Here is a 24,423-nt window from a genome sequence, read left to right as displayed (position 1 = left end):
CCTGATTGGCCGTTTCGCTCTGAAACTGCAGGCAAAAACTGTCGGTCGTCACAGTTGGCCTTCATGATTCTCGGCGAAAGTCCGGACCTGCCAGCCGTCCTCGCGGCGGTATGTTCGTCTACCTCTCCCGTAGGAGAGCTTGAGCAGGACCATGCTTTGATCCGAGGCCAGGTCTTCAATTGCTCCACGTGCAATGACTAGCCCGTCATCGAGCACCTCAATCTCATCTCCGGGTCCAATCCCTTTCCCGTCGAAAATTTGGGAAGACGTTGGCATCATGAAGTCCTTCTTGAGTCCTGCAGCAGGGACGGGTGATTCACAGCGAGTTCTGGTATCCGAACCTGATGACGTCCAGAAGTGATGACTACCTGCGTTTTCTTAACGAAAGCAAAGCCAAATCACGGGCAAGAGCCTTCCGGGCCTCCGCACGATCTACGTGGCCATCAACTGTAGAGTTCCTTCGACACTTCGCGCCCTGGGGAAGCTCGTCAAACCCACCGGAAGACAGCGGGTCACTAAAGACAACGTCCACGCTTTGCCTGCCCGCGACCACGCCAGGAAGTAGAGACACTGGGTCACCCTGGGCGCTAGCCTCGCCAGGCTGTGGGAGGAGACTTGGATACATCACGCCAAGGACAACCACAACGCTTTCGGGCTGGAAAGGCTGCGGCGATCGAGAGCGGGGGAAGGTGGAGCGCTTGTCTTCGCCCGCGCTCTGGCGCCTTTTCATGAGAGGCTTCAGCTTTGCTCTTGTTCTCACTCCCCGAATGGAAGCTCGTCTCCCTTCTCACCAGCTGCAGGTCGCGGCGGGTGAGAAGCCGTGCAGGGCGGCGTTGCCCACTGTATGTGGCAACAAAAAGGGGGTGTTCCATCCAGTGTTCATTGAGTGCTGGGGCGATGGTCTGTCAGTACTTTTCCGTTTTTGCTTCTGTCCGGCCCGTCCCGAAAACCGTGACACGGCGGGCTTCCCAATCGGCGGGCTGAAGTTGTGTCCAGGGATCAGTCGTCTTCATGTTTTTGGGGCTCAGGCCCATGAAAAGCTGTCAGCCGTGGTGTCTATTTCTTTGTTGCTGCTGCGTCCCATGCCATGAGCAGGACTTCGGCGGACCGGTGCAGCTGGGCTGCGTCCAAACCATCACGGGCCTGGGGTGCGATTCCAAGGACGAAGCCGTGCAGGGCTGCGGTAAACGCCTCCACGTCAGTGTCGGGCTTTAGAACAGCGCTGGCCACCGCTCGCTCCACGCAGCCACGGACGCGGGCCCTGTCTGCGGCGCGTCGGCTGACGATAGACTCTTTTGCCGCTTCTGGTAGGCCTGTTCCACCGATCGAGCCGTTAAGAGCCAACATGCAGCCACGGGGCCGGTTTGGATCCGTTTGCGCATCGACTGAGCCATGGAGGAACTGCGCAATGGCTTCTCGCGGGTCCAGCGACGTGTCACCAACGATTTGAGTCACCTTATTCGGCATGTCAACGTAGCGGCTAACAACCCGTTCAAAGAGTTCTTCCTTGGACCCGAAAGTGTTGTAGAAGCTCGCCGACGACAATCCCATTACATCTCTAAGCTCAGCTAGAGAAGCCCCCTCATAACCGCGCTCCCAAAAGAGGTTCATCGCCGCCTCAACGGCTTCCTCGACGTCGAAGACACGAGGACGTCCTTTCGCAACCATGTCTGAACCTCCCTTCATTGGACAGATCGATCCAAAATACCACAGGGTGCTCACTGCTTCAGGAGTCTTTACGGCTCGGGTAGAGCTGCCTGAGCGCCGGGATGCAGACGGGTGTCGTGGTGTTGCGCGGCCGGGGCTGCTGGCCCCGGCCGCGCTGGGGGTTAGGGGGTGAGGACGACTTTGCCGTAGGCGGCGCGGTCATCGAGGAGTCGGTGGGCTTGTGCTGCCTGTTCGAGGGGGAGGGTGTTTCCGACGATGGGGTGCAGGCGTCCCTGGGCGACGAGGTCGAGGACTTTGCGGAGTTCGCCGTGGCTTGCGCGGCAGCAGCCCAGGATGGTGCGTTCGGTGCGGAACAGTTCGATTAGGTCGAGGTTGACGACTTCGCCGGCGTGGCCGCCGCAGACGGTGATGCGTCCCTGCTTGGCGACGGAGGCGAAGGTGTCCTCGAAGATCTTGCCGCCGACGTGTTCGAAGGCGACGTCCACGCCGCGGCCGTTGGTCAGTTCCATGACGCGTTCGGTGAGGTTTTCGGTGGTGTAGTTGATCACTTCATCGGCACCGTTCTCGCGGGCGCGTTCGAGTTTTTCCGCGGAGCCGGCGGTTGCGATGACGCGGGCGCCGGTCATTTTGGCGATCTGGACTCCTGCGGTGCCGACGCCGCTGCCGGCGGCGGAGATGAGGACCGTTTCGCCGGGCTGGAGTTTGGCGCGGGTGATCAGGCAGTGCCAGGCCGTGCCGTAGGTGAGCTGGACGGCTGCGGCTGTTTCCCATTCGGTGCCTTCGGGCAGGCGGACCAGGTCGCGGGTGTTGGCCAGTGCCAGCTGGGCGTAGCCGCCGGCGCGCTGTACGCCGTACATCTGCAGGCGGACGCAGTGGGTCTGCTCGCCCGCTTCGCAGGCCGGGCATTCGCGGCAGGCTACCTGGTACAGGGGAGTGACATGGTCCCCTACGCTCCAGCCTTCGGTGTCGGAGCCCAGGGAGACGATTTCGCCGGCGAATTCCATGCCCAGGATGTGGGGTGAGGGGTGGTCGAGGCGGGACAGTCCGGCGCGGATGTCCAGGTCGAAGTGGTTCACGCCAACGGCGCCTACGCGGATGACTGCCTGGCCGGGGCCTGCAACAGGGTCCGGCAGGTCCATCATCTGCAGTGTGTCCGGATCACCGAATTCAGTGAATGCCATTGCTTTCATAACAAGTTTTCCTTCCAGGTCCCCACGAGGTAGTGAGGGAGATTTGTTGGCTGTGTGGCCTTAGGCAAGGGGACCACTCCCTGAAAACTTGGTGCCTGCGTGGAGCCGGAACCGTTGCGGGTGAATCGGCGCGGGTGCGCTTCCTGATCGGGTGCATTTCGTGGATCCCGCATTTTTGGATCGATCAGTCCAAAAAGTTTTGCATAGTGGGCTTTCACACGTCAACACGTTTCGAACCCTCACTACACCTCCAGTCCGGCATCCAAACCTCGCTCCAATATGTCGCCCTATCCGCCGACTCGGGGACTCGCATGTTCAACAACTTCGGATAATGGATCCAAAAACGCGTGGTACCAAGGTTACGTGAAGCAGGACGCATGAGCAACGGTGCGGGATTTCCCACCTATAAGGTTCAAGTTTTCTCACCTAAAAGGTGGGGCTAATCCAATTGCTCAAGTGGGCTACCTCACGTACTGTTCTGGATATTGGATCCAACTGGTTCATTCGCTGCCCCGTTTGCTTCACTCACACAGCGTCCATCATGCGACAGCCTCCAGCGGCCGTTGTTGGTCAATGAAGACCAAAGCGCATGGCCGGCCAGGTAAAGAAGGGAATAACTATGAAGAGGCGACCTAGGCTCTTGTTCGTCACCGTGATGGTTGCGGCCTCCGCCATGCTTGCTGCCTGCGGTTCGTCCGCAGGGAGTCTGCCCCCTGCCTCAAGCTCGACCAGCGGCCCCGACGAGGGGAAGTTCGCCAATCTGCTTCCTCAGGAGCTGCGAGACAAGGGCACACTGAACATTGCAATGCCGAACTACCCCGCCGCCGTTATCAAGACCGGTCCGGAAGAACCGACGGGTTTCGAAGTGGACTTGGCGAAGAAGCTCGGATCCCTCCTCGGCATGAAGGTCAAACTGGAGGTTCCTCAGTTCGACACCATCATTCCAGGGCTTCAGTCGGGGCGATACGACCTCGCGATGGGCCTCATCGGCATCAACCCCACGCGTCAGAAGCAATTGGCTTTCGTTTCCACAACCAATGCTCCCGACGGGTTCCTTGCCCGCAAGGGAAGCGGCCTAAGCATCAATAGCTTGAAGGATGCCTGTGGGCACTCCGTAGCGTCGGTAACAGGGTCCCAAGAGGCGAATGCACTCCAGTCTGTTGAAGCGGAGTGCGCAGCGGCAGGCAACCCGATAACTGTCAGCCTGTTTCAGGACACCGGACAGACTCAGCTCGCCTTGCAGTCTTCACGCGTCGATCTGGTCCTCAGCGGGACCAGCCCGCTTGTATACGTGATTAGGCAGTTCCCCGACAAGTTCGAACTCGCCGGGACGCTGCCGGCGGACGTCATCCCGAGCCTCTGCGGCATCGCAATCCCGCCCCAGCCATCCTGGCAACAGGAGGCGGAAGCGCTGCAGACCGCCGTCAACTATCTGCTGGACAGCGGCTGGCAGAAGCAGAGCCTTCAGCAGTGGCAGTTTGACGTTGGTCTTATCGAAAAGTCAGATATTTATCCGTTCACTGGTTCCAGTGCGAGCGGGACTGACAGCGCCAGCCCTGCCCCTTAGCCGAATATGCCGGGGGTACCGGCTCGTCCGAGCGATACCCGCGCCGTCGCGAATGGAGGAACTGACCTTCAAGCGCCCAGCGAAAACTGATCTTAGCTCTACTGAGCGAGGCCTCTACCTCGCTAAACCAAGGAATCATGCCATGAGCAATACGGACCCATCCCTTGTCTCGTCCCACGTGCCTACTGCGCTAACTGCGGGAGGCCCGGAAGCAACGATGCGGGATTCTGAATCATCAACGCCAACCGACGCTGCCAGCGACGTGCGTCTGCCGCACAGGCAGCATCCTGGGTGGTGGCTGGCCATCATTGCCGTTTTGGGATTGGCCGCGGCTGGCGTGAATGTCGCAGCCACAAACCCCAACATGCAGTGGGATGTATTTGCCCGCTACTTCTTCTCGGGAGCCATCCTGCAGGGCTTGGGTATGACCCTCTGGCTGACACTCATCGCCATGGTCGCGGGGACAGCAATCGGCGTTATCACCGCCGTGATGCGGCAATCTCCGGTCAAGGTGCTCGCATCCGCAGCCTGGCTCTACACCTGGTTCTTCCGGGGCACTCCGCTTTTGGTCCAGATCATCTTCTGGTACAACCTCGCCATCCTGTTTCCCACGCTCGAACTCGGAATACCCTTCACCGGGCTAACGCTTTGGAGCGGAGCAACGAACTCCCTTATAACGCCCTTCGTTGCGGCATCGCTCGCACTGTCGCTGAACGAGGGAGCCTACATGGCGGAAATTGTTCGCGGAGGCCTCCAATCTGTCGACCAGGGGCAGGAGGAGGCCGCGACGGCACTTGGCATGACTCGCATGAAAATGCTGCGTCGCATCGTCATTCCGCAGGCCATGCGCGTAATCGTTCCACCGTTCGGCAATGAAGTAATCAGCATGCTGAAGTCATCGTCGCTGGTGAGCGTGATCGCGATGGCCGAGCTCCTCTACAGCGCGCAGCTCATTTATCAACAGTCTTACGAAACAATCCCGCTGCTCATGGTGGCAAGCCTCTGGTACCTGGTACTGGTCACGGTGTTGAGCGCCATACAGTACTACGTCGAGCGTCGCTTCTCACGCGGGTCAAAGCGCGCGCTGCCACCAACGCCCGCACAGAGGCTCACGACGTGGGTCCGAAACACTTCGCTGGCGGGACGACGCGCCGGCGCACTTGGAAGAGGTGTGTAAGCATGTCAGAAGTCCTTCTTGAGGCAACAAATATCCATAAGTCCTTCGGCAGCTTGCAGGTGCTGAAAGGCGTGAGTCTGCAGGTGCAACGCGGAGGTGTGACGTGCATTATCGGCCCGTCAGGTTCCGGGAAAAGCACATTCCTCCGTAGCCTGAACCACCTTGAATCGATTGACACCGGAACCGTGCACGTCGACGGCGAGCTTATAGGGTTTCGCCGCAACGGGTCGAAGTTCACAACACTTCCGGAGAAGACACTGGCCAAGCAGCGCGCCCGCATCGGAATGGTATTCCAGTCCTTTAACCTGTTCCCTCACATGACAGTTCTGGAAAACGTCATCGAGGCACCGTGCCAGGTCCTCGGGATGTCGCGAAAGGACGCCATCGCCGTAGCCGAGCCACTGCTGGTCCGGGTGAGCCTGGCAGACAAGATGAAAGCATATCCGCGGCAGCTTTCCGGCGGACAGCAGCAGCGGGTGGCAATCGCTCGTGCCCTTGCCATGCGACCGAAGGTCATGTTGTTTGATGAGCCAACATCAGCGCTGGACCCCGAGCTTGTCGGAGAGGTTCTCGACGTCATGCGCGACCTGGCCGACGAGGGGCTGACGATGATCGTTGTCACGCACGAAATCGGCTTCGCCCGCGAAGTCGCGGACACTTTGGTTTTCATGGACAACGGATGCATCGTCGAGCAGGGAAACCCGAAAGAGGTCCTGTCCCGGCCTCAGCACCCACGCACAAAGGACTTCCTTTCCAGGGTTCTTTAGCACCGGACCGATGCCGGCTCGCACCACGGATCACCAAAATGACGAACCATGGCTTCCCAGAAGTCCCGGGTCCACGGAGGAAAATGACTTGGCCAGATTGAAAGGCAAAATCGCACTTGTTTCGGGTGGCTCATCCGGTCTAGGACGGGCAATCGCTCTGAGATTCGGTCAGGAGGGAGCGACCGTCATAGTGAGCGACCAACGGGAACAGCCGATATGGGCCTCGGGCTCTCCTCCGCCTGGGGACGCCCTGCCCACGGCTGATGCGATCCGAGCAACGGGAGGCACTGCGGACTTCGTCGAGTGCGACGTAACTGATGTAGACGCCGTTGATGCTGTACTCGGTGATGCTGGAGGCATCACCGGCCGCGTAGACATCGTCGTCAATGCCGCCGCCATGTTCAACCGGCTTCCCATCGCCGACACCACTGACGAGGACTGGGAACAGCTGATAGGAGTGAATCTGACCGGCTCGTTTTACCTTTGCCGGGCGACAATCAGGCAGTTCCTCAAGCAAGACCTGGTGAACGAAGTCCGTGGGCGGCTCATCAATCTTTCCTCGCAACATGGAATTGTTGCCCCTCCAGGCAACTTTAGCTATGCCGTTTCAAAGGCCGGGGTAGCACAAATGACGCGCCAACTCGCCCTGGACTACGCAACCGAGGGAATTTTGGTCAATGCCGTCGCCCCAGGGTTCGTCGTCACAGGATCCCACGAAGGGGGACCGGAATACCTGGAAAACGGCCAGGAGGCGCCCGCCTACGCGCTGGGCTCCAGCCGCACTCCATACCCTCGGCTGGGCCGCCCGGATGACATCGCCGGGGCTGCGCTATATCTCGCGTCCGATGATTGCACATTCATGTCCGGGCACAACATGCTCGTCGATGGGGGTTGGACCATCTGGTGATTCCGCTCCCAATTGAGGTTAGCCGGGGCGGATCGGCTAGTAGCTAGCAGGCGTTTTGTCACACCAAGAGCATCCGGTGGTTCCACCGCTGCCGCGCCTACGAAATGTCAATAAATTCAGCATCATTGCTCAATAGAAGTGGAAAGTCTTAATGAAGAACTCAGAAACGAAGCTCAATGCCGAGCAGCTTGCTGCCGTCGCTCACAGCTATTTCGCTGCTGCCGACGCTCGGGACCTCGATGCCGTGTTTGCGCATTTCGACCCGAATATCGTCCACCGCACTCTGGGCCAGCCTGGCGAGTTGGATCACCGGCTTTCCCGCGGCATCGAGGAGCTACGGCCGGGCTGGGAGGACTATTTCGCCCGTGGAGTCGAAACCCACGAGATCATAAATCTTGTCGTCGACGAGGGTTCCAGCAAAGTCAGCACCGAGCAGGTTATTTGGGATGTCCGTGGTGATGGTCCGGTTCCCGTGCAGTACAACTGCAACTTTTTCGACATTGGACCGGACGGAAGGATTACTAGGATGGTCGTCTGGATGTCACGACACGAGTCCCAGAAGTAGAAAGGTCAGGTGACTTGTGCATGACAACCATAGTCTTTGGGGCAGCCGGCTTCGTCGGAGTCAACATCGTTCGTCAGCTTCTGCTTGACGGCGAAGAGGTCATCATGGCCGATGTTTTCGAACCAGACAAACTCGTGTGGGACTTCCTGCCCAATCAGGGTCAGGGCGCCAAGTTCGTTTTCGTCGACACACGTAACCGTACTCAGGTTCGGGATGCGGTTGGCGCGCTGGACATTGACCGTGCAGTTATCGCGGCCGCTCTGACGCCGTTGACCCTTGATACCGAACGGGACCGCTTCCTGGAGGCCGTCGACGTCAATCTTGTCGGCACCGTCAACGCTCTTGACGCCGTTCGCGCAGCGGGAGTCGGCCGTATCGTCTTCATTTCCAGCGAGACCGTTTACGGCCATCATGACGAAATGACACCGGTAACCGAAGACATCTCACGGGGAAAATCGTTTTCTCTGTACGACATAACGAAATACGCAGGAGAGGCGCTCTGTCTTCGGTACGCAGAGATTCATGGCCTGGATCTGGTGTCGGCGCGCCTTTGCGCTCCCTATGGGCCGATGGAGCGGGACAATGGCTCACGGCCAGTCACATCGTTGCCCGCTCTGCTCGTGCGGGAAGCACGCGAGGGGCGTCCACTTCGGCTTCCCGCACAGGAAATCCCTGACAGGGCGCACGTATTTGACGTGGCGGCAGCGGTATCGGCGTTGCTCTTCGCGCAGGAGCTTTCGCACCGCACTTACAACGTTGGTGCCGGGCGTCCCGTTACGGGCGACGATATAGCGGCAGCGGTCCAGAAGATCTACGGCGAACGTCCGGTTGAGCGACTCCCGGTCGATCCACAGTCGCGGTTACTCCACGGTGTGCTGGTGACAGATCGGCTAGAGGCGGACACCGGCTGGCGTCCGCAGTTCGACATCGACTCCGGCGTCGCACAATATGCTGACTGGGTAGAGGCTTGCCAGCATCGCATAAACCGCCCCTAGACCTGATTTTGAGCCCTTCCTGCGCTACAGACAAGGACGTGGATGGAACCCGCAATTGTGGGCCAACAGCTGAAAGACATGCTGACCGAACTGAGCCTTGAGGAAAAGGTTCGGCTTTTGACCGGCCGTGATTTTTGGACAACCTGGCCCATGGAGAAGAACGCATGACCGTATAGGAGTTTCGCTCGGCTCCGACAACTACATTCCCGGAGTTCACCCGACCGTTCCTTCCACAGTCGCCTCGTAGCTCCCGGCCTGCTTGGCCTGAGCAATGCCCTCTATCGGGCGCAAACTCCACGCGGCCTTGTCCCTGAAGACCCTCGTGAACCTGGTTCGTTGAGCTGGCCTGCCTCGTTCTGGGCGGTGTGCTCGCGCGCCCACCTGATTCGCCAGTCTACTGGCAGGTCACAAAGCGGACCTGGCAGCACTCGTGTCCCCACGCTTTTGGATCGAGCAGTCAGTCGAAAAGTGTGCATAGTGGGGTTCACACGTCAACACATTCGAACCCCTCCCCACGCCAACCTTCAGCGCGCCCGGTAATTTACCCGGGCCTTGTAGCAGGAGCGATGATTGTGGCGAGGACAGCGCATAATCCAATGCCAGCCAGTGCAAGCCAAGCCACCTGCTGACCGAAACCTGTCATTATGGTCCCGACGACAAGAGGGCCTACAGCGTTGCCGGCGAAAGCGCCAACTTGAACGATGCCCGTTCCGGCAGCCGTGGCTTCCTTGGCTGCTCGGGCAACGACCAAGTGTGAGAGCCCGGACCACCCCCAACCGATACCTACGGCCAGCAAAAACCCCAAGACGTACGGCAAGGTACCGGGGACTGCCATCAACAAGAGCCCGATGACCGCTGCGCCGAGCGTTAGACCCATGGTGCCAAGTCCACCTCCTATGCCACGGTCCGCTGCGATTCCGAGGAATATCCGGGTCAGCCCTGCAAGGATGCTGCCAGCACCCAAGAGCAGGCCAGCGCTGTCCGTGGCGATGCCGCGCTCATTGGCTCCCACGACTGCAAATACGGGCAACGTGTTAGCCGCGGTTGCAGCAAAGAACGCTGCCAAGGCCACCACGACAAAGTGCCTGCGCAATTCAAGAGTCAGTGATGCTTCGGCTGCGCGTTCACGTGCCGCCGTCTCCTGTGGCAGTTTGATGAGTAGAAGCATAAGGAACAGCCCAGCAATGGTGGCCGCGAGCATAAAGGCGCCCCTCCACCCGGTCAGAGGCTCGAGGATGGGCAGGGAAAGGCCGGCGATCATGCCAGCGGCGGGTATGGCCGCCTGTTTCGCCCCCAATCCCATTCCGATCCGTGACCCTGGCAGTCCCCTAGCGATGATCGCGTTGGTCGCCGGGTGGCCGAGACCATTGGCCGCGCCCCCCAGAACCGCCCAAGCTGCAATCCATTGCCAATGCCCCGCTGACATGCCGATACCGGCCAAGGAGGTGGCGGCAAGGGCCATGCTGAAGATGGGCATTCTCCCGGCCGAAGCAATGCGCGTGAAAGCAGACACAGTCAGTGAAGTCGCTGCCGATGAAACCCAGAAGCCGGCTACGGCCACGCTCACGGCGGCGGCTGGGAAGCTCACCTCACGTCCTATATCGGTCGCAAGGGCTCCAACTAGGTAAATGGGCAGATTGGACAGAACCGTTATGCCAATTGCAGCCAATAACCAAGTGGCCGAGCGGCCTTTCAACGCCTGCCCCAGTTGGTGACCCTGGGTGGCCACCGTGCATGGTCGGCTAGCATGCTAAGCCTCGTGCGGTCGTAGTGCGGGTCCGTCGGCAGACATTTCCTGCTCACGGGCAAGCTCGCGGATCCGGGCAGTGTCCTGGCCCAACCTAGGGGCGGGCAGGGGCGGGGACCCAGGGCTCACCGAAAAGGCCAATGGCGAGGAGGGTGTTAGATAGGACCCCGTGCCGGGATGCTGAACACGGGCAAATATCGGATTGTCTTCAGAGCACCAGGGGTCTTCTCCAACCAATTGTCCGAAGTCCTGGTAAACACCAAAAAGGACCCCGTTCTCCCTGAATGCTTGGACGATGCCGATCAATGGCCTGGCGGCGAACCAAGGTTCCAACACGGCCTCAAGCGCGCGGCGCGAGTGCCATCGCCCGCGGTCATGTGCGACCTCTTGGCCCATCGCCTGCCCGGCGAGCGTCAGTTCATGCTCGAGGCCTGTAGCTGCTGTGAGTGACTTCCATTGCCTATCGGTTAGTGCCGCCACCATGACTCTACGGTCATCGGCAGTTACGAAATCCTTGCCAAAGGTCCCGTATATTTCGTTGCCCAGGGGAGGGCGCACGTGGCCGTTGATTTGGACGTCGGCCACGTAGCCCAGGTTGGCAACCGTTGCCAACATCACGTCCGTCAACGACAAGCGGACTTCTTGTCCTTCGCCAGTGCGTTCGCGGTGCTGAAGGGCTGCCAAAAGACCAGTGCACAAGTAAAGGCCCGCGGCCACATCCCAGGCTGGAAGCACATGATTTATGGGCTCGTCTGAGGGGCCTGTTGCGCAGGGAAAACCACTGGAGGGATTGACAGTGAAGTCAACTGCCGGGGCACCGTCCGGTTGCCCGACGAGACGAATGCAGATCAAGTCCTCCCGCATCCGCTTCAGGTTGGACCATGCCAACCATCCCCTGTCAGGGAGGTTGGTGAGAACGATGCCGGCCCTCTCGACGAGCGCTTGGGCCACGCGCTGGTCTTCCTGATCTTTGAGGTTGAGCTCGACGCTTTGCTTGCCCTTGTTCAACCCTGCCCAGTACAGACTGCGTCCATCATCGTCCACTGGCATCCGGAACTGATCGGGTCCGCCACCGGGCGGATCTATCCGGGTGACACTTGCGCCGAGTTGCGCCAGTGTCATTCCGGCCAGCGGTGCAGCGACGAACGCGGAAAACTCTGCTATTTCCACTCCCGCCAAGGGGCCCACCCCTGGGACTGTTGCATTGGCGGCAGGAGTCTTGTCCCTGACGTCCGAAATCTTGGCGACCATGTTGCACCTTTCGTGTTTTCAAGGCCAGGAAATTTGGCCTGAAGTGAAGACAATTTCGAGGGGCTTGCGGATGTGGCGACCCTCACGTAATCTGATTTCGGATAATGGATCCAAAAAACACTATACCGCTATACTGAAGGAGTGAGCAGCCTTGACACTAGAACTCTTGTAGATCGCATCGCCGACGCATTGCGTCTGGAGGTGATGACAGGGCAGCTCGAACCTGGCAGCCGCGTCCGTCAGGAGGACGTAGCCAGCAGGCTGGGCGTTAGCCGGACTCCTCTGAGGGAAGCGCTGAGGCGCTTGCAAGCCGAGGGGTGGTTTGAAAGCCACGCCCGACAAGGGATTGTTGTAGCCGGCGTCTCTGTGGAGGAAGTCGCCGCATTGGGGACGGCACGGCTGGCTCTCGAACCGGTGGCCGCCCGTATCGCGGCCGCCACCCACAGTGAAGAAGCAGCCAACCGGCTCAGGACCCTGGTGCTGGAACGACACTCGAAAGATGTGTATCTCCACCCCACCGATTTCCAACAGCTGAACACCGACTACCATCTCGAAATTTATGGGGCGGGACCAGAATGGCCTGCCACCGAACTGACGAAACTGACAGTGAGCGTATGGGAGAAGTTTTCCCGCTACCGCTTCAGCTACGGGAGAGATGAGCAGCACGTACTGCTCTCATCCGAAGAACACCAGGACATCGCGCGTCTGTGGCTGGCACGGGACGCCGAAGGAACTGAAAAAGCGATGGCAGGACACATCCTGTCATCGATCACCAACCAGATTTACTCAATCGCACCCGATTACGAACCAACCGGGCCGCTGCGCGCTATCTGCGAACGCTACGGACTGGCAGACCAACTTACTCGAAGGCCGTAGATAGTCCTGCGGCCGACCTAGAAAGGCCGCACTGTGACTGTACTCAGGTCCCTTCTCTTCTGCCCGGCAACCGAACCAGAGAAGGTTCGAAAGATCCCCAAATACGGTGCTGACGCCGCAGCCATCGACCTCGAGGACGCGGTCAGCGACGACCAGAAGACCTACGCTCGGGAAGTCGCCTACGACCTCGTATCATCCGAGTTGTTTGCGACCAACAACGTGTATGTCCGCGTCAACAGCATGGGCACCGACCGGACGCTCGACGACGTTGCCGCGGTCGTCCACCCGAACCTCAACGGGATTGTCTTGCCCAAGACTGACGACCCCGAGTCAGTAGCGGCGGTCGACGAAGCCCTGACCAAGGCCGAGGCGCAGGCAGGCATCGACCAAGGAAGCATCAAGATCCTGCCTCTTATTGAAACCGGGATGGGTGTCCACCGCGCCGTCGACATTTTTAGCGCCTCCCACCGGGTCGAAGCAGGTATCTTCGGCTTCGTGGACTACATGCTCGACGTCGGAATCAACATGATCGACCACACTCCCGACGCCCAGGAGCTGCTGTACGCTCGGAGCTCTCTCGTCAACGCCAGCCGGGTCGCCGGCATTACGCCTCCCCTTGACGGTCCGTTCCTCGGTATCAAGAGCCCCGAGGCTTTCCTGGCGCAGTGCCGTCAGGCACGAACCCTGGGTTACCGGGGCAAAATGCTGATTCACCCCACCCAGGTCAAACTGTCCCACCAGGGCTTTGCGCCCTCTCCCGAGGAGGTCGCCCAGGCGGAAAACATCGTGCATGCTTTCGCCGAGGGCGAGAACCGGGGCGTCGCAGCCCTCATGGTCGATGGCAGGCTCGTGGACTACCCGATTGTCTACCGCGCCCAGAACATCATCAAGGCAGCGCAAGAACAGTGAAGACGACAACCTCACAGACACTGACACCCAACGAAGGCGCGGCCCGCCCAGGGGCGCTTTCGGGCATACGCGTCATCGACGCGGCTACGCTCGTCGCCGGCCCCCTGGCTGCCACATACCTGGCGGAATACGGCGCCGAAGTCATTAAGGTTGAACAACCCGGCAGCGGCGACCCGATCCGGCAATGGGGTGCGCGTAAAGACGACGTCAACCTCATGTCGAAAAGCCTCGGCAGGAACAAACGCACTGCCTCCTTGAACCTCCGGGATCCGGAAGGGCAGGAACTCTTCAGGAAGCTCGCCTCTCAGGCTGATGTCGTCATCCTCAACACCCGGCCCTCGACGCTCAAGAAGTGGGGGATCGGGTGGGAAGAACTCCACGCGGTCAATGACCAACTGATTGTCATGCACGTCACCGGATATGGTGCAGGCGGCCCCCTGAGCGATCGGCCGGGGTTCGGCACAATCGGTGAGGCCATGAGCGGGTTTGCCTTCGTCACCGGGGAAGCCGATGGGCCTCCCACGCTGCCGGGATTCATGCTGGCCGACTGCGTTGCCGGCGTCAATGGCGCTTTCGCCATCCTTGCCGCCATCAGGGCGCGCGAACTAACCGGTAAAGGTCAGCTGATCGATCTCAGCCTCGTAGAGCCCTTGGCGCGTTTCGTTGAACAGGCAACTATGGTCTTCGACCAGCTGGGAGAGATCCAGACCCGCGTAGGCAACAAGTGGAACATCTCCGTGCCACGCAACACCTACCAGACGCGGGACGGGCGCTGGATCGCCCTGTCCGGCAGTGCCCAGACGATTGCGCTTCGTGTCTACGATGCCATCGGGCGTCCTGAACTGAAGGAGGACCCGGAGTTCGCGGACCCGGTCCGGCGTCTGGCCAACCGTGACACGGTGGATAATCTCGTGGCCTCCTGGGTATTGGAGCGCGATTTGGAGACCGTGTTGGGGGCATTCGAAGCCGCTGGCGTCGCCGCCGGGCCGGTTTACGATGCCGCGCAAATCATGGCAGACCCCCACTTTATCGCCCGTAAAACGTTTGTTTCGGTCAAGGACGATGAACTGGAAAAGCCACTGACGGTCCAGGCCCCCGTTGCGCGGCTTTCCGAAACACCCGGAGAGGTGTTCCACCTCGGACGGGCTGTGGGGGCTGACAACGACTACGTGTACAAGTCCCTGCTGGGCCTTTCAAACACGGAAGTCGAGCACCTCAAAACCGGCAACATCATTTGAGGATGCGGGTCAGTGATGCAGGCGATGGAGGACGACATGTCAACGGAAACTACCCCTTCGGTCTGGACGGACGAAGCGCTCCGCAGCGTTTCGTCGGCCTTGGGACTAAAAAGTGAGGGACGTTTGCCGTTATGGCGGGAGGCTCTCGCACAGGAGTCCAGGCTGCTTGCACAACTGGCCAAGGCCCCGTTGCCTGAGATTTCGGCCGTGTCCGAGGTCTCAGGCCCTCCGCCCGTTATCCATCCACGGACCGAAGAACACCTCTCCAGCGTTCAGGAACACGCACCCGGAGCCCTCCGAGAAAAGGTTGAAATGAGCCTGAGGGAGGCAGAAAGGCAGAAAGAACTCAACGCTTTCACGTCGTTGCTTCCAGACCAGGCGCGGACTGCGGCGATAGACGTGGAAGGCCGCCTAAACCGAGGAGAGCAACTGCCATTGGCGGGTTGGACGTTTGCAGTGAAGGACCTCACTGTGGTCAAGGGTTACGCCACTACCGGCGGCACACGCGCGCTTCGACGGTCTCCAAGCAAGGAAGATGCTGTTGCGGTCAACCGACTGCGCGAGGCAGGCGGGCTCCTGATAGGGATGACGAACCTGCACGCTCTTGCCTATGGCGCTTTGAGCACCAGCAGCGACGCCGGCCGCGTCGGAAATCCGCGTGCGGCCGGCCGTCTGGCCGGTGGATCCAGCGGCGGCTCAGCAGCGGCCGTTGCCGCCGGAATTGTGGATTTGGCCTTGGGAACGGACACCGGAGGATCAATCCGCGTCCCGGCCGCCCTGTGCGGTGTCGTGGGCCTGAAACCAACTCAGGGCCGTATTCCAAGCCACGACACCTACCCGCTGGCGCCGAGCCTTGACCACGTCGGCCCGATTACCCGGACTGTGCGGGAAGCTGCAGCGGCCTTGGAGGTGCTGTCTACTGAACCGTTCAAAGCCTCCGAAACGGCTTGGACGTCACTGAAGGGCGTGGTCGTCGGCATCCCCCGCCAGTTCGTTTTGGACGACCTGGCTCATGAGGTGCGGCAGGCCATGGATCAAGCCATCGCAGCGGTGCGGGATCTGGGTGGAACATGCGTGTCCGTTGACCTGCCGTCATTGGAGTACGCAGCAGCGGCCCAACTCGTCACGATCTCTTCGGAGGCTTTCGCTTCAAACTATGAGCTCATTTCCCAACGGCCGGAGGAACTTCCTTCTGATGTCCGACTACGCCTTGAGCTTGGTGCCTTCAGGCTTGCTTCGGATTACGTCCGCGCACAGCACATACGGGCTTGGATGCGTCAGCAAATGAGCGGCGCGCTCGACGACTGTCACGTGCTCATTTGGCCAACAGTTGCTGTTACCGCGCCGGCACATGACGCCGCAAGCGTCAGGCTCGGGAAGCACGAAGTGCCGGTTCAATCTGCCATGACCCGCTTGGCCGTACCGTACAACCTCACCGGGTTCCCTGCGGTTTCGCTTCCTTGGGGCTCTGACAGCCACGGTGCAGGAATAGGCATCCAGCTCGGTGCTGCCCCAATGCAGGAGCGGATACTCCTCGGCGCAGCCAACGCCTTGGAAAGTCATCGCAAGGCCATGGATACCGGTGGAGGGTCCCGGACGGGCGCAGCAAACCCGGCCCCAAATGCCGACAACAAACGTTCGAAATCAGAGAAAGGAGAGGCACATGCAGTTCGGCCGCAGTTATGAGGAGTTCACAGTCGGCGAGACCTACGCCCACTGGCCAGGCAAGACAATCACTGAGTACGACGACCACTTGTTTTGCCTGCTCACCATGAACCATCACCCGTTACACATCAATGCGCACTACGCCGGGGAGACAACCGACTTCGGCCAGAACGTAGTAGTGGGCAACTACGTTTACTCGCTGCTTCTCGGCATGTCAGTACCGGACATCTCAGGCAAAGCCATTGCCAACCTTGAAATTGAGTCCCTTCGCCACGTGGCACCAACGTTCCATGGAGACACCCTCTATGGCGAAACCACGGTTCTGGATAAGCGGGAATCGAAGAGCAAGAACGACCGTGGTGTAGTTCACGTTGAGACCATCGGTTACAAACAGGATGGCCAGATTGTCTGCATCTTTAGACGCAAAGTGATGGTCCCCAAAGAGAGTTACTTGGAAACCAGAGGCGGGGAGCAGCCCGCTCGTCCCGTTCCACGTCCTGACAAAAACTGGTCCGGACGTCCGCAGGCCAGCGTCAGCGCCTGACTATTCCACTACGCGCCTGGGGCGGCTGATCATGCCGGCCGCGCAGGCATCCCTTCAGAAATCCCCTGCCGCCACGGCGTGCAGCTTAGCCCAAGATAGAGGCTCGAAATGGCAGAATTCCGCATCCATGATGTCCCAGGCCCGCGACGGGACATGATCGGCTACGGCCGGAACACCCCGAAAGTCTTCTGGCCGGACGGGGCCCGTGTCGCAGTCAGCTTCGTCCTGAACTGGGAGGAAGGCTCCGAATACTCCTTCGCCCACGGGGATGGACGTAATGAAGGCTTGGGAGAATTTCCCTACAATATCGATCCGCAATACCGTGACCTGTGCACTGAATCGGTCTACGAATACGGCAGCCGAGCGGGCATCTGGCGCCTGCAGCGTCTCTTTGACTCCTACGACGTCAAGACAACCTTTTACGCCGCTGCTGTAGCCTTCCAAACCAATCCAGAAGTCGCCCAGTGGCTCAAGGAAGCCGGACACGAACCGTGCAGCCATGGATATCGTTGGGAAGAGCACTGGCTCTTGGACCGTGAAGAGGAACGCGACCGCATCGCGTCCGCCATCAAAGTGATTGAGGAGACTACGGGACAGCGGCCTCAAGGCTGGTATTGCCGTTATGGAGCAAGCGTCAACACCCGCGAACTCCTCGTCGAAGAAGGTGGCTTCCGCTACGACTCCGACGCCTACAACGATGACCTGCCCTACTTCACAGAAGTAAAGGGCAAGCAGCACCTCATCGTGCCCTACTCCCTCGTCTACAACGACGTCCAGTTCGCCCTTGGCAATTCAGGCAGCCCCAATGAATGGTTCAACCTTCTGAAGTCAGGTTTCGATTACCTGTGGGACGAAGGCGCGACCCACCCCAAGATGATGTCCATTGGGCTGCACCCGCGCTGGATCGGCCAGGCCGGTCGCACCGCCGCGCTGCGTGACTTCATCGACTACGTCCAAAACAAGGGCGACGCCTGGATTGCGCGACGCATCGATATTGCAGACCACTGGTGGGCAAATCACGACCAGTTCACCCGATAAGCAGGACAAAAGACAATGACAGCAGTAGAGCAAACCACGGCTGATCCGACCCTCGCAGGTCATTCCCGACCCAGATGGAGCGGCATGTCAGCGGGCCTGAACCGCTACGCGCTGGTTCTCATATGGGTTCTTCTCGCACTTGCCCTGGCGGTAGCCGTGCCCGACAAGTTCTTGCAGCCGATCACCTTCTACACCATTTTCGGAACGCAATCAGTACTTGTCGTCCTGACTTTGGCACTGTTGATGCCCTTGGCCGTTGGAGACTTTGACTTGAGCGTCGCCAACACCATGGGTATGGGTGCAACCCTGATGGTCGTCCTAAACGGCGACAAATACGGGCTCCCTTTGCCTGTTGCTCTAGTGATCACACTCATCGTCGGACTGGCCATTGGTTGGGTAAACGCCCTCCTGGTCGTCAAGGTCGGTGTTAACGCAATCGTTGCAACGCTCGGAATGGGAACACTTCTGCTGGGTCTGGCCAACTGGCTCAGCGACTCGATCATTCAGACGGGCATCGACCGGGTGATGTCCAAAGCGGTCAACGACCGGTTTATCGGGCTTCCATTGTCGTTCTGGTACGGGATCGTGCTCGCAGCGGCCCTATGGTACGTCCTTGCCTTCCGCCCCTTGGGGCGCCGAATCCGCTTTGTCGGGGAAAATCCCGACATGGCACGGCTCACCGGTGTCAGGGTCGAACGGTTGAGGTCCATGGCCTTCGTGGGCTCCTCACTCATGTCCACGCTTGCAGGAATCCTGCTGGCCGGCCAACTGGGCGCCTTCCAGGCCAGCTCCGCAACGTCCTACCTGCTGCCGACCTTCGCCGCAGCCTTCCTGGGCACCACTGTCGTCAATCCCGGACGCTTCAACCCATGGGGATGCATCATTGCCATCTACTTCCTAATCACCGGCGTCACGGGGCTGAACCTCCTCGGACTTACCGGATGGGTCCAGGACGCCTTCTACGGGGGCGCGCTGATTGTTGCCGTCACCCTGTCCACGATCGTTCGAAAGAGAATCCGGCGTCCCTGACCGGCCGCCGACAGGCCCACGCATATTCACATCACATTTCCCCACAACACCCCCCATTCAAATAGCATTTGGAGTTCCCCATGACCTCAAAAGTTCCGCTTCGTGCGGCCTTTGCCAGTCTTGCCGCGGCGTCGCTGCTTGCTCTGGCAGCCTGCAGCTCCGGCGACGCAACAACTGATTCGGCCGCCAACGGACCGGCCTCCGCCGCCGCAGCCGATGTTGACCTGGCAGGTGCGCAGAAGCAACTCGATCAGTATTCCCAACCCTTCACTTGGCAGAGCCCCGGCGCGGCGTTTGACGCCTCCGCAGCCAAGGGCAAACGCGTCGTCTACATTCCCGTTGACAACTCCATCCCATTTTTCGCGCCTATCAGCAACCAGATGAAGGAAGCGTTCGCCAGCGTGGGCGTCGATTTCGACGTTTGTGATGGTAAAGGCAACCCCGGTCAGTGGGCCACCTGCATCGACGACGCCGTCGGACGCCAGGCTGGCGCCATCATCATCGACTCGTTCACAACTTCCAGTGTTCAGGCCTCCCTCGACAAGGCCCGCGCAGCAGGGGTTAAGATCATCGATGGCAACAACGGTGATCCAGGAACGGTGCCCCCTGCCGCAGATGCACGGGTCAGCTTCCCCTACAGCCTGGCTGGCCGTTTGGTGTCGGACTGGATCGTCGCCGATTCGGGTGGCAAGGCCAATGTTTTGATCATCCAGTCGCCCGAATCAGGCAACGTGCCTGATGTGGTCGGCAAGGGCTACAAGGCTGAGCTTACGGCCAAGTGCCCGACCACCTGCAAGGTGAAAGTTGTCGACGTTTCGTTTGCCGACTGGGCTACACGCCTGCAGAGCACGGTCCAGTCACAGCTCGCAGCAGACCCATCCATCAATTACGTTATTCCGATCTACGACGGCATGAGCACGTACGTTGTCCCTGGCATCCAGGCCGCCGGTGCAACGGGCAAGGTGAAAGTAGCCACTTTCAACTCCAACCTTGATCCGATGAAAAAGATGGCCTCCGGCGGAGCTGTGTCCGTGGACGTGGGCAGCAGCCAGGCATACGAAGGATGGGCGTACGCAGACCAGGCCCTTCGCCTGATGACCGGTCAGCAGCCCCTTGACGACCAGCTCGTCCCCGTCCGGGTTTTCACGACACAGAACGTCGACAAGCTGCAGTTGACGCGCGAAGCCGAGCTTTCCGGGGAATGGTTCGGCGACTCCTCATACAAGAACGAATACAAGAAGCTCTGGCGCGTCGGATGACCTAAGGGGAGGGCGCCCGTAAACGCTCCTCCCCTCCGACAGCCTTCCCTCTAAATGGAGAATGTAATGAGCACAATTGCGGCAGAGTCCGCTGTCACACACCCCGTCTTGTCCGTCAGGAACTTGAGCAAGTCATTCAATGGCCGTACGGTCCTGAAGGACGTATCACTCGACGTTACCCGGGGGCAGATCGTCGGACTGTTGGGTCAGAACGGGTGCGGCAAGTCAACGATGATCAAGGTCATCGCCGGCTACCATGAGCCTGACCCCGGAGCGGAAATCCTGATCAATGGCGAACCCTTCGACGCTAAATCCAAATCTGCCGGAAGCTTGGCATTCGTCCACCAGAACCTGGGGCTCTTCGACCAAGGAACCGTTCTGGAAAACATTATGGCTAACCGTTGGGCCAGGGAAAGTGGCCACATCCGATGGGGTAGCGCAAGAGCCTCAGCCCGCCGGCTACTCAAGGACTTCAACCTCAATGTGGACCTAGACACCAAGGTTCAGGAACTCTCTGCTGGGGAAAAGGCCGTTCTCGCGATCGCCCGTGCAGTAGGGGAACTCGAAGGAAGCGAAACAGGCCTTCTCGTGCTCGACGAGCCCACGCCCTATCTGGCACGACAGGAAGTAGCGCAACTCTTCATCGCAATGCGCTCAGCCGCGCAGCGCGGCAACGCGATTCTTTTCGTCAGCCACCGACTTGACGAAATTTCCGAGGTCACAGACAGAGTTGTGGTGCTGCGCGACGGGTTGCTGGTTGGCCACGGAGAAACCAGCGCATTAGACGAAGATGCCCTCGTCGAACTCATCGTCGGGCGAAAGATCACTGATTATTACCCGGATAGCCTCCCGGAACCCAGCGGTGAACCAGTCGTCCACGTCAAAAACCTGGATCTGGGTCGAGGAGCGGTCCTCGACTTCAAAGTCCGGCGTTCAGAAGTAGTTGGAATAACAGGGTTGCTTGGGAGCGGCTTTGAGGACGTCCCTTACGCCCTCGCCGGACTCCGAAACACGGCCACCGGCGAGATGAGCGTGGGCGCGAAAAACCTGAACATCTCCAACCTTGACCCGAGAGCAGCGATCGAAAACGGACTTGCTCTGGTCCCAGCGGACAGGGCACGCCTAGGCGTAGCGGCCCAGCTCACCGTTCGCGAAAACATGAGTCTTCCATGGCTTCCCTCCCTTACTAAGGGTGCGCGGATCGACCAGCGTCAGGAGAGGGCGCGAGTCAACTCCCTTCTCAACGATTTTGATGTCCGCCCCCGCGACAGCGAAGCACTCATAGGCTCCCTTTCGGGCGGCAACGCTCAAAAAACCGTGCTGGCCCGTTGGATTGCCATGTCGCCCCAGCTTCTCCTCCTTCATGAGCCAACTCAAGGTGTCGACGTCGGGGCGAGGCAGCAGATCTTCTCGGCAATTCAGGAAGCAGTCAGTGCAGGCATGTCGGTGCTCTACGCGTCCCTGGAATACGAAGACTTGGCCCATATGTGCGACCGGGTACTTGTATTCCGCGACGGCAGGATCATCGCTGAAGTAAAAGGCCCAGAACTTACAGAGGAACGGCTCGCTGACTTGAGCCTTCGAACGGAGACAACATGATCACTACCACTGTCAACGCCGGAGCAGCGCGCTCCTGGCTTTTCGTGCCGGCAACGCGTCCGGACCGGTTCCCCAAAGCCGCGAGCAGCGGAACTGACTTCATCATCATCGATCTTGGCGATGCCGTGGCACCAGAAGACAAAGCCGACGCACGCGCCAACGCCACCAAGTGGCTTTCGGACGAAGGGCACGGCCACACGACCGCGGTCAGGATCAACGACGTCACCAGCGATAACTACCAACACGACGTCGAAGCCCTGGCGGGCCTGCCCGGTCTTCAGGCCGTCATCCTCCCCATGGCCAGCGACGTCGCAGTGCTCGAAGACTTACACCGCCGGCTGGGCCCTGACGTTGCCCTGATACCACAGGTGGAAACAGCAGCCGGAATCTTCCGCGCTACCGAATTGGCTTCCGCCCCCGGCGTTGTGCGCCTGGCCTTCGGACATCTGGACTTCGCAGTGGACATCGACGCCGCACCGGCACCCGAAGCCATGGCCTACGCGCGGTCAACACTTGTCCTTGCCTCCCGGGTCGCAGGAATCGCCGGCCCGATTGACAGCGTTACGACAGACCTTGACAACGACGAGGCAGCCCGCATGGATGCCTCACAGGCGCGCGCCGTCGGATTCACTGGAAAACTGTGCATCCACCCCCGACAGGTTGCAGGCGTCAACGAGGCCATGAGTCCAAGCGCCGCAGACATTGAGTGGGCTCAGCAAATCCTGGCCGCCAGCACCGGAGGAGCTGTACGGGTGAACGGGCAAATGGTCGACGCCCCTGTCGTGGCCCGTGCCGAACGCATCATCGCGAGGGCACAATGAGCCCACCCGCAGATGACCAAGAGCTGGTAACCGAGCTGATCACGCCACAACCCGCCATAGCATTAGCGAATCTGATCGGCGCCGACATACCGCATGGCAGCCTCCCGCCGCTCTGGAACTGGGTCTACCTCCTCGCCAGGCGGCCGCATGCTGACCTGGGCCCCGACGGGCACCCCACCTCCGGCGTCCCGGCGCCCCCCGGACCCGGTCAGCGGCGCATGTTCGCCGGGGGACGCGTCACCACATACGGAAATCTCATCTTCGGTGAAGAAGCGACCCGCCTGACCCGGGTACTGACGACGACAAACAAGGTAGGGAAATCAGGACCTCTGACCTTCGTGACTGTCCGCAACGAGATCACCCAAAACGGGGAGGTCCGCATTGTGGAGGACAACGACATCGTCTATCGCGGGGAGAGCACGGGAGCCCATACAAGACCGGCCGCTGCGGAGATCCCTGAACGGGAAGCACGTCTCGACCTCAGCATGGACGAAGCGCTTCTGTTCCGATTCTCTGCCCTCACATACAACGCCCACCGCATCCATTACGACCACAATTGGGCGGCCCACGAGGGCTACCCGGGTTTAGTTGTGCACGGACCATTGCAGGCACTCCTTATGGGCGAGCTGTTCCGACGGTCAGGCACAAGCCTGACCGGACAGACTTTCGCCTACCGGCTCGTCGCTCCGATGATAGGCGTGCAGAGGCTCAGCGTTGTCGCGGCGCAGGACGGACTACTCAAAGGCGGTGCCAGTGTCTACAACGCCCGGGGCGGCGAAACGGCGAACGGCTCACTTGAGCCGCTGGCAACGTAAAAGGCCCGTTATCTGCGGCCACTCCCAAGGCCAGGCGCACCTGACCGGCTAGCCACACCTCGACAAGGCAACCGGCTGATCCAGTCACTGCACATGCCTGACGGAGGTTCGGAAGGGGCGCAACTTTTGTCATTCGCGAGAGCCTCCGGCACCGGCAAGCTCATACTCGCAACAAGCACCCCGATGGCCGGGGGCCGGTGCCGGATCAGTGTAACAGAAGGGATGTCCAGTGGCCTACCACCCTCATGAAGACTGGAAACCCCTGGTTGGCCAGTGGGTGCAAATAAGGGTTAGCGGAGGCCTCGTCGACCAAGGCACTATCGATGACGTCACCCAAGACAACGACGTACTTTGGCTCCAGGCAGGATGGGGCCAGAACCGACGGCTCTTCCTCCGCAATGACAGGGTCGAGGTCTGGATCAACTACAAGTGGGAATCGAACGGTTAACGAAAAGACATGGGCCAGCCCCGGCAATCAGCAAGCTCCCGCACTGATTGTTTGAGGGGCCAGAAGTTGCCAAGAACGGTTAGGGCGGCGATCGGCCCTGCCGTGATGTCTCGCTCGGCCATCGATGTGAAGACGCCACAGACACCGCCGGGTCACCAGGAGCGGCCGGGCCGGTGCCTTCGTACGGCTGAGCTCGAGTGCGCGGTCGTTAAGCAACGCAGTCAAGGGCCTGACATGTTGGGCCACCTGCCTCTGGCGATAACTTGCGCAACGGGCAAAATTGACACGGCAGGACGCCCTGCAATCTGTGAACGCGCATCCCCTCACGTCACCAGGTCAATCTCAAGT

The 24,423-nt window shown here is 60.0% G+C and carries 24 protein-coding genes; 19 read left to right on the top strand and 5 right to left on the bottom strand.

Annotation, left to right across the window (positions count from 1 at the left end):
* Positions 1 to 48 precede the first annotated feature (48 nt).
* The 3 genes from QFZ57_RS21230 to QFZ57_RS21220 form a co-directional block, all read right to left on the bottom strand.
* Positions 49 to 279, bottom strand: a complete 231-nt coding sequence (locus QFZ57_RS21230; RefSeq protein WP_306901893.1) for a hypothetical protein — start codon at positions 277 to 279, stop codon at positions 49 to 51.
* 777 nt (positions 280 to 1,056) lie between these two features.
* The gene (locus tag QFZ57_RS21225) at positions 1,057 to 1,722 is read right to left on the bottom strand and encodes a TetR/AcrR family transcriptional regulator (RefSeq protein WP_306901891.1); all 666 of its coding nucleotides are present in this window, start codon (positions 1,720 to 1,722) and stop codon (positions 1,057 to 1,059) included.
* A 107-nt stretch (positions 1,723 to 1,829) separates the two neighbouring features.
* On the bottom strand, positions 1,830 to 2,858 hold the full coding sequence (locus QFZ57_RS21220; RefSeq protein WP_306901862.1) for a zinc-binding dehydrogenase: 1,029 nt from the start codon (positions 2,856 to 2,858) through the stop codon (positions 1,830 to 1,832).
* Between the two features lie 640 nt (positions 2,859 to 3,498).
* On the opposite strand from QFZ57_RS21220, the gene QFZ57_RS21215 reads away from it, so the two are divergent.
* The 7 genes from QFZ57_RS21215 (at position 3,499) to QFZ57_RS21185 (ending at position 9,004) form a co-directional block, all read left to right on the top strand.
* Positions 3,499 to 4,425: an ABC transporter substrate-binding protein gene (locus tag QFZ57_RS21215; RefSeq protein WP_306901890.1), complete on the top strand. Its 927-nt coding sequence runs from the start codon at positions 3,499 to 3,501 to the stop codon at positions 4,423 to 4,425.
* Between the two features lie 142 nt (positions 4,426 to 4,567).
* Positions 4,568 to 5,602: an amino acid ABC transporter permease gene (locus QFZ57_RS21210; RefSeq protein ID WP_306901889.1), complete on the top strand. Its 1,035-nt coding sequence runs from the start codon at positions 4,568 to 4,570 to the stop codon at positions 5,600 to 5,602.
* A gap of 2 nt (positions 5,603 to 5,604) precedes the next feature.
* Positions 5,605 to 6,369, top strand: coding sequence for an amino acid ABC transporter ATP-binding protein (locus QFZ57_RS21205; protein WP_306901888.1), 765 nt, complete (start codon positions 5,605 to 5,607; stop codon positions 6,367 to 6,369).
* Positions 6,370 to 6,379: 10 nt separating this feature from the next.
* Positions 6,380 to 7,276: an SDR family NAD(P)-dependent oxidoreductase gene (locus QFZ57_RS21200; RefSeq protein ID WP_306901887.1), complete on the top strand. Its 897-nt coding sequence runs from the start codon at positions 6,380 to 6,382 to the stop codon at positions 7,274 to 7,276.
* Between the two features lie 151 nt (positions 7,277 to 7,427).
* Entirely contained in the window at positions 7,428 to 7,841 is a 414-nt protein-coding gene (locus tag QFZ57_RS21195) for a nuclear transport factor 2 family protein (protein WP_306901886.1), read from the top strand.
* A gap of 20 nt (positions 7,842 to 7,861) precedes the next feature.
* Positions 7,862 to 8,836: an NAD-dependent epimerase/dehydratase family protein gene (locus QFZ57_RS21190; RefSeq protein ID WP_306901885.1), complete on the top strand. Its 975-nt coding sequence runs from the start codon at positions 7,862 to 7,864 to the stop codon at positions 8,834 to 8,836.
* A gap of 42 nt (positions 8,837 to 8,878) precedes the next feature.
* On the top strand, positions 8,879 to 9,004 hold the full coding sequence (locus QFZ57_RS21185) for a hypothetical protein (RefSeq protein ID WP_306901884.1): 126 nt from the start codon (positions 8,879 to 8,881) through the stop codon (positions 9,002 to 9,004).
* Positions 9,005 to 9,377: 373 nt separating this feature from the next.
* Here the strand turns inward: QFZ57_RS21185 and QFZ57_RS21180 are convergent, their stop codons facing one another.
* The gene (locus tag QFZ57_RS21180; protein ID WP_306901883.1) at positions 9,378 to 10,565 is read right to left on the bottom strand and encodes an MFS transporter; all 1,188 of its coding nucleotides are present in this window, start codon (positions 10,563 to 10,565) and stop codon (positions 9,378 to 9,380) included.
* Positions 10,566 to 10,586: 21 nt separating this feature from the next.
* Positions 10,587 to 11,834, bottom strand: coding sequence for a CoA transferase (locus QFZ57_RS21175; RefSeq protein ID WP_306901882.1), 1,248 nt, complete (start codon positions 11,832 to 11,834; stop codon positions 10,587 to 10,589).
* Between the two features lie 141 nt (positions 11,835 to 11,975).
* Here QFZ57_RS21175 and QFZ57_RS21170 point away from each other — a divergent pair, with 141 nt between their 5' ends.
* From QFZ57_RS21170 to QFZ57_RS21115, 12 genes are all read left to right on the top strand, one after another.
* Positions 11,976 to 12,710, top strand: coding sequence for a GntR family transcriptional regulator (locus QFZ57_RS21170; protein ID WP_306901881.1), 735 nt, complete (start codon positions 11,976 to 11,978; stop codon positions 12,708 to 12,710).
* Positions 12,711 to 12,743: 33 nt separating this feature from the next.
* A complete protein-coding gene (locus QFZ57_RS21165) occupies positions 12,744 to 13,619 on the top strand; it encodes an HpcH/HpaI aldolase/citrate lyase family protein (protein ID WP_306901880.1) in 876 nt (291 codons plus the stop codon).
* A complete protein-coding gene (locus tag QFZ57_RS21160; RefSeq protein WP_306901879.1) occupies positions 13,616 to 14,857 on the top strand; it encodes a CaiB/BaiF CoA transferase family protein in 1,242 nt (413 codons plus the stop codon). Before QFZ57_RS21165 ends, QFZ57_RS21160 begins: the two co-directional genes overlap by 4 nt.
* Before the next feature lie 36 nt (positions 14,858 to 14,893).
* Positions 14,894 to 16,543 carry an amidase gene (locus QFZ57_RS21155; RefSeq protein ID WP_306901877.1) on the top strand — a complete coding sequence of 550 codons (1,650 nt, stop codon included), beginning with the start codon at positions 14,894 to 14,896 and terminating at the stop codon, positions 16,541 to 16,543.
* Entirely contained in the window at positions 16,521 to 17,066 is a 546-nt protein-coding gene (locus QFZ57_RS21150; protein ID WP_306901876.1) for a MaoC family dehydratase, read from the top strand. Before QFZ57_RS21155 ends, QFZ57_RS21150 begins: the two co-directional genes overlap by 23 nt.
* A 108-nt stretch (positions 17,067 to 17,174) precedes the next feature.
* Entirely contained in the window at positions 17,175 to 18,104 is a 930-nt protein-coding gene (locus QFZ57_RS21145; RefSeq protein ID WP_306901875.1) for a polysaccharide deacetylase family protein, read from the top strand.
* 84 nt (positions 18,105 to 18,188) lie between these two features.
* A complete protein-coding gene (locus QFZ57_RS21140; RefSeq protein WP_306901874.1) occupies positions 18,189 to 19,133 on the top strand; it encodes an ABC transporter permease in 945 nt (314 codons plus the stop codon).
* A gap of 80 nt (positions 19,134 to 19,213) precedes the next feature.
* Positions 19,214 to 20,392, top strand: coding sequence for a sugar ABC transporter substrate-binding protein (locus tag QFZ57_RS21135; RefSeq protein ID WP_306901872.1), 1,179 nt, complete (start codon positions 19,214 to 19,216; stop codon positions 20,390 to 20,392).
* Positions 20,393 to 20,458: 66 nt separating this feature from the next.
* Complete coding sequence (locus tag QFZ57_RS21130) at positions 20,459 to 21,991, top strand: sugar ABC transporter ATP-binding protein (protein ID WP_306901870.1); 1,533 nt, start codon at positions 20,459 to 20,461, stop codon at positions 21,989 to 21,991.
* Positions 21,988 to 22,812, top strand: coding sequence for an HpcH/HpaI aldolase/citrate lyase family protein (locus QFZ57_RS21125; RefSeq protein WP_306901869.1), 825 nt, complete (start codon positions 21,988 to 21,990; stop codon positions 22,810 to 22,812). The genes QFZ57_RS21130 and QFZ57_RS21125 overlap by 4 nt, the downstream gene beginning before the upstream one ends.
* Positions 22,809 to 23,627 (top strand): mesaconyl-C4 CoA hydratase, encoded by an 819-nt coding sequence (locus QFZ57_RS21120; protein ID WP_306901867.1) that lies wholly within the window; start codon positions 22,809 to 22,811, stop codon positions 23,625 to 23,627. The genes QFZ57_RS21125 and QFZ57_RS21120 overlap by 4 nt, the downstream gene beginning before the upstream one ends.
* 229 nt (positions 23,628 to 23,856) lie before the next feature.
* Positions 23,857 to 24,075, top strand: coding sequence for a hypothetical protein (locus QFZ57_RS21115; RefSeq protein ID WP_306901866.1), 219 nt, complete (start codon positions 23,857 to 23,859; stop codon positions 24,073 to 24,075).
* The last annotated feature ends 348 nt before the right edge of the window (positions 24,076 to 24,423 follow it).

The organism is Arthrobacter sp. B1I2 (genome assembly GCF_030816485.1).
Lineage (GTDB): Bacteria > Actinomycetota > Actinomycetes > Actinomycetales > Micrococcaceae > Arthrobacter.
Note: the sequence above shows the minus strand (reverse complement) of the source record. Positions and strands in the feature narration are given on the sequence as shown.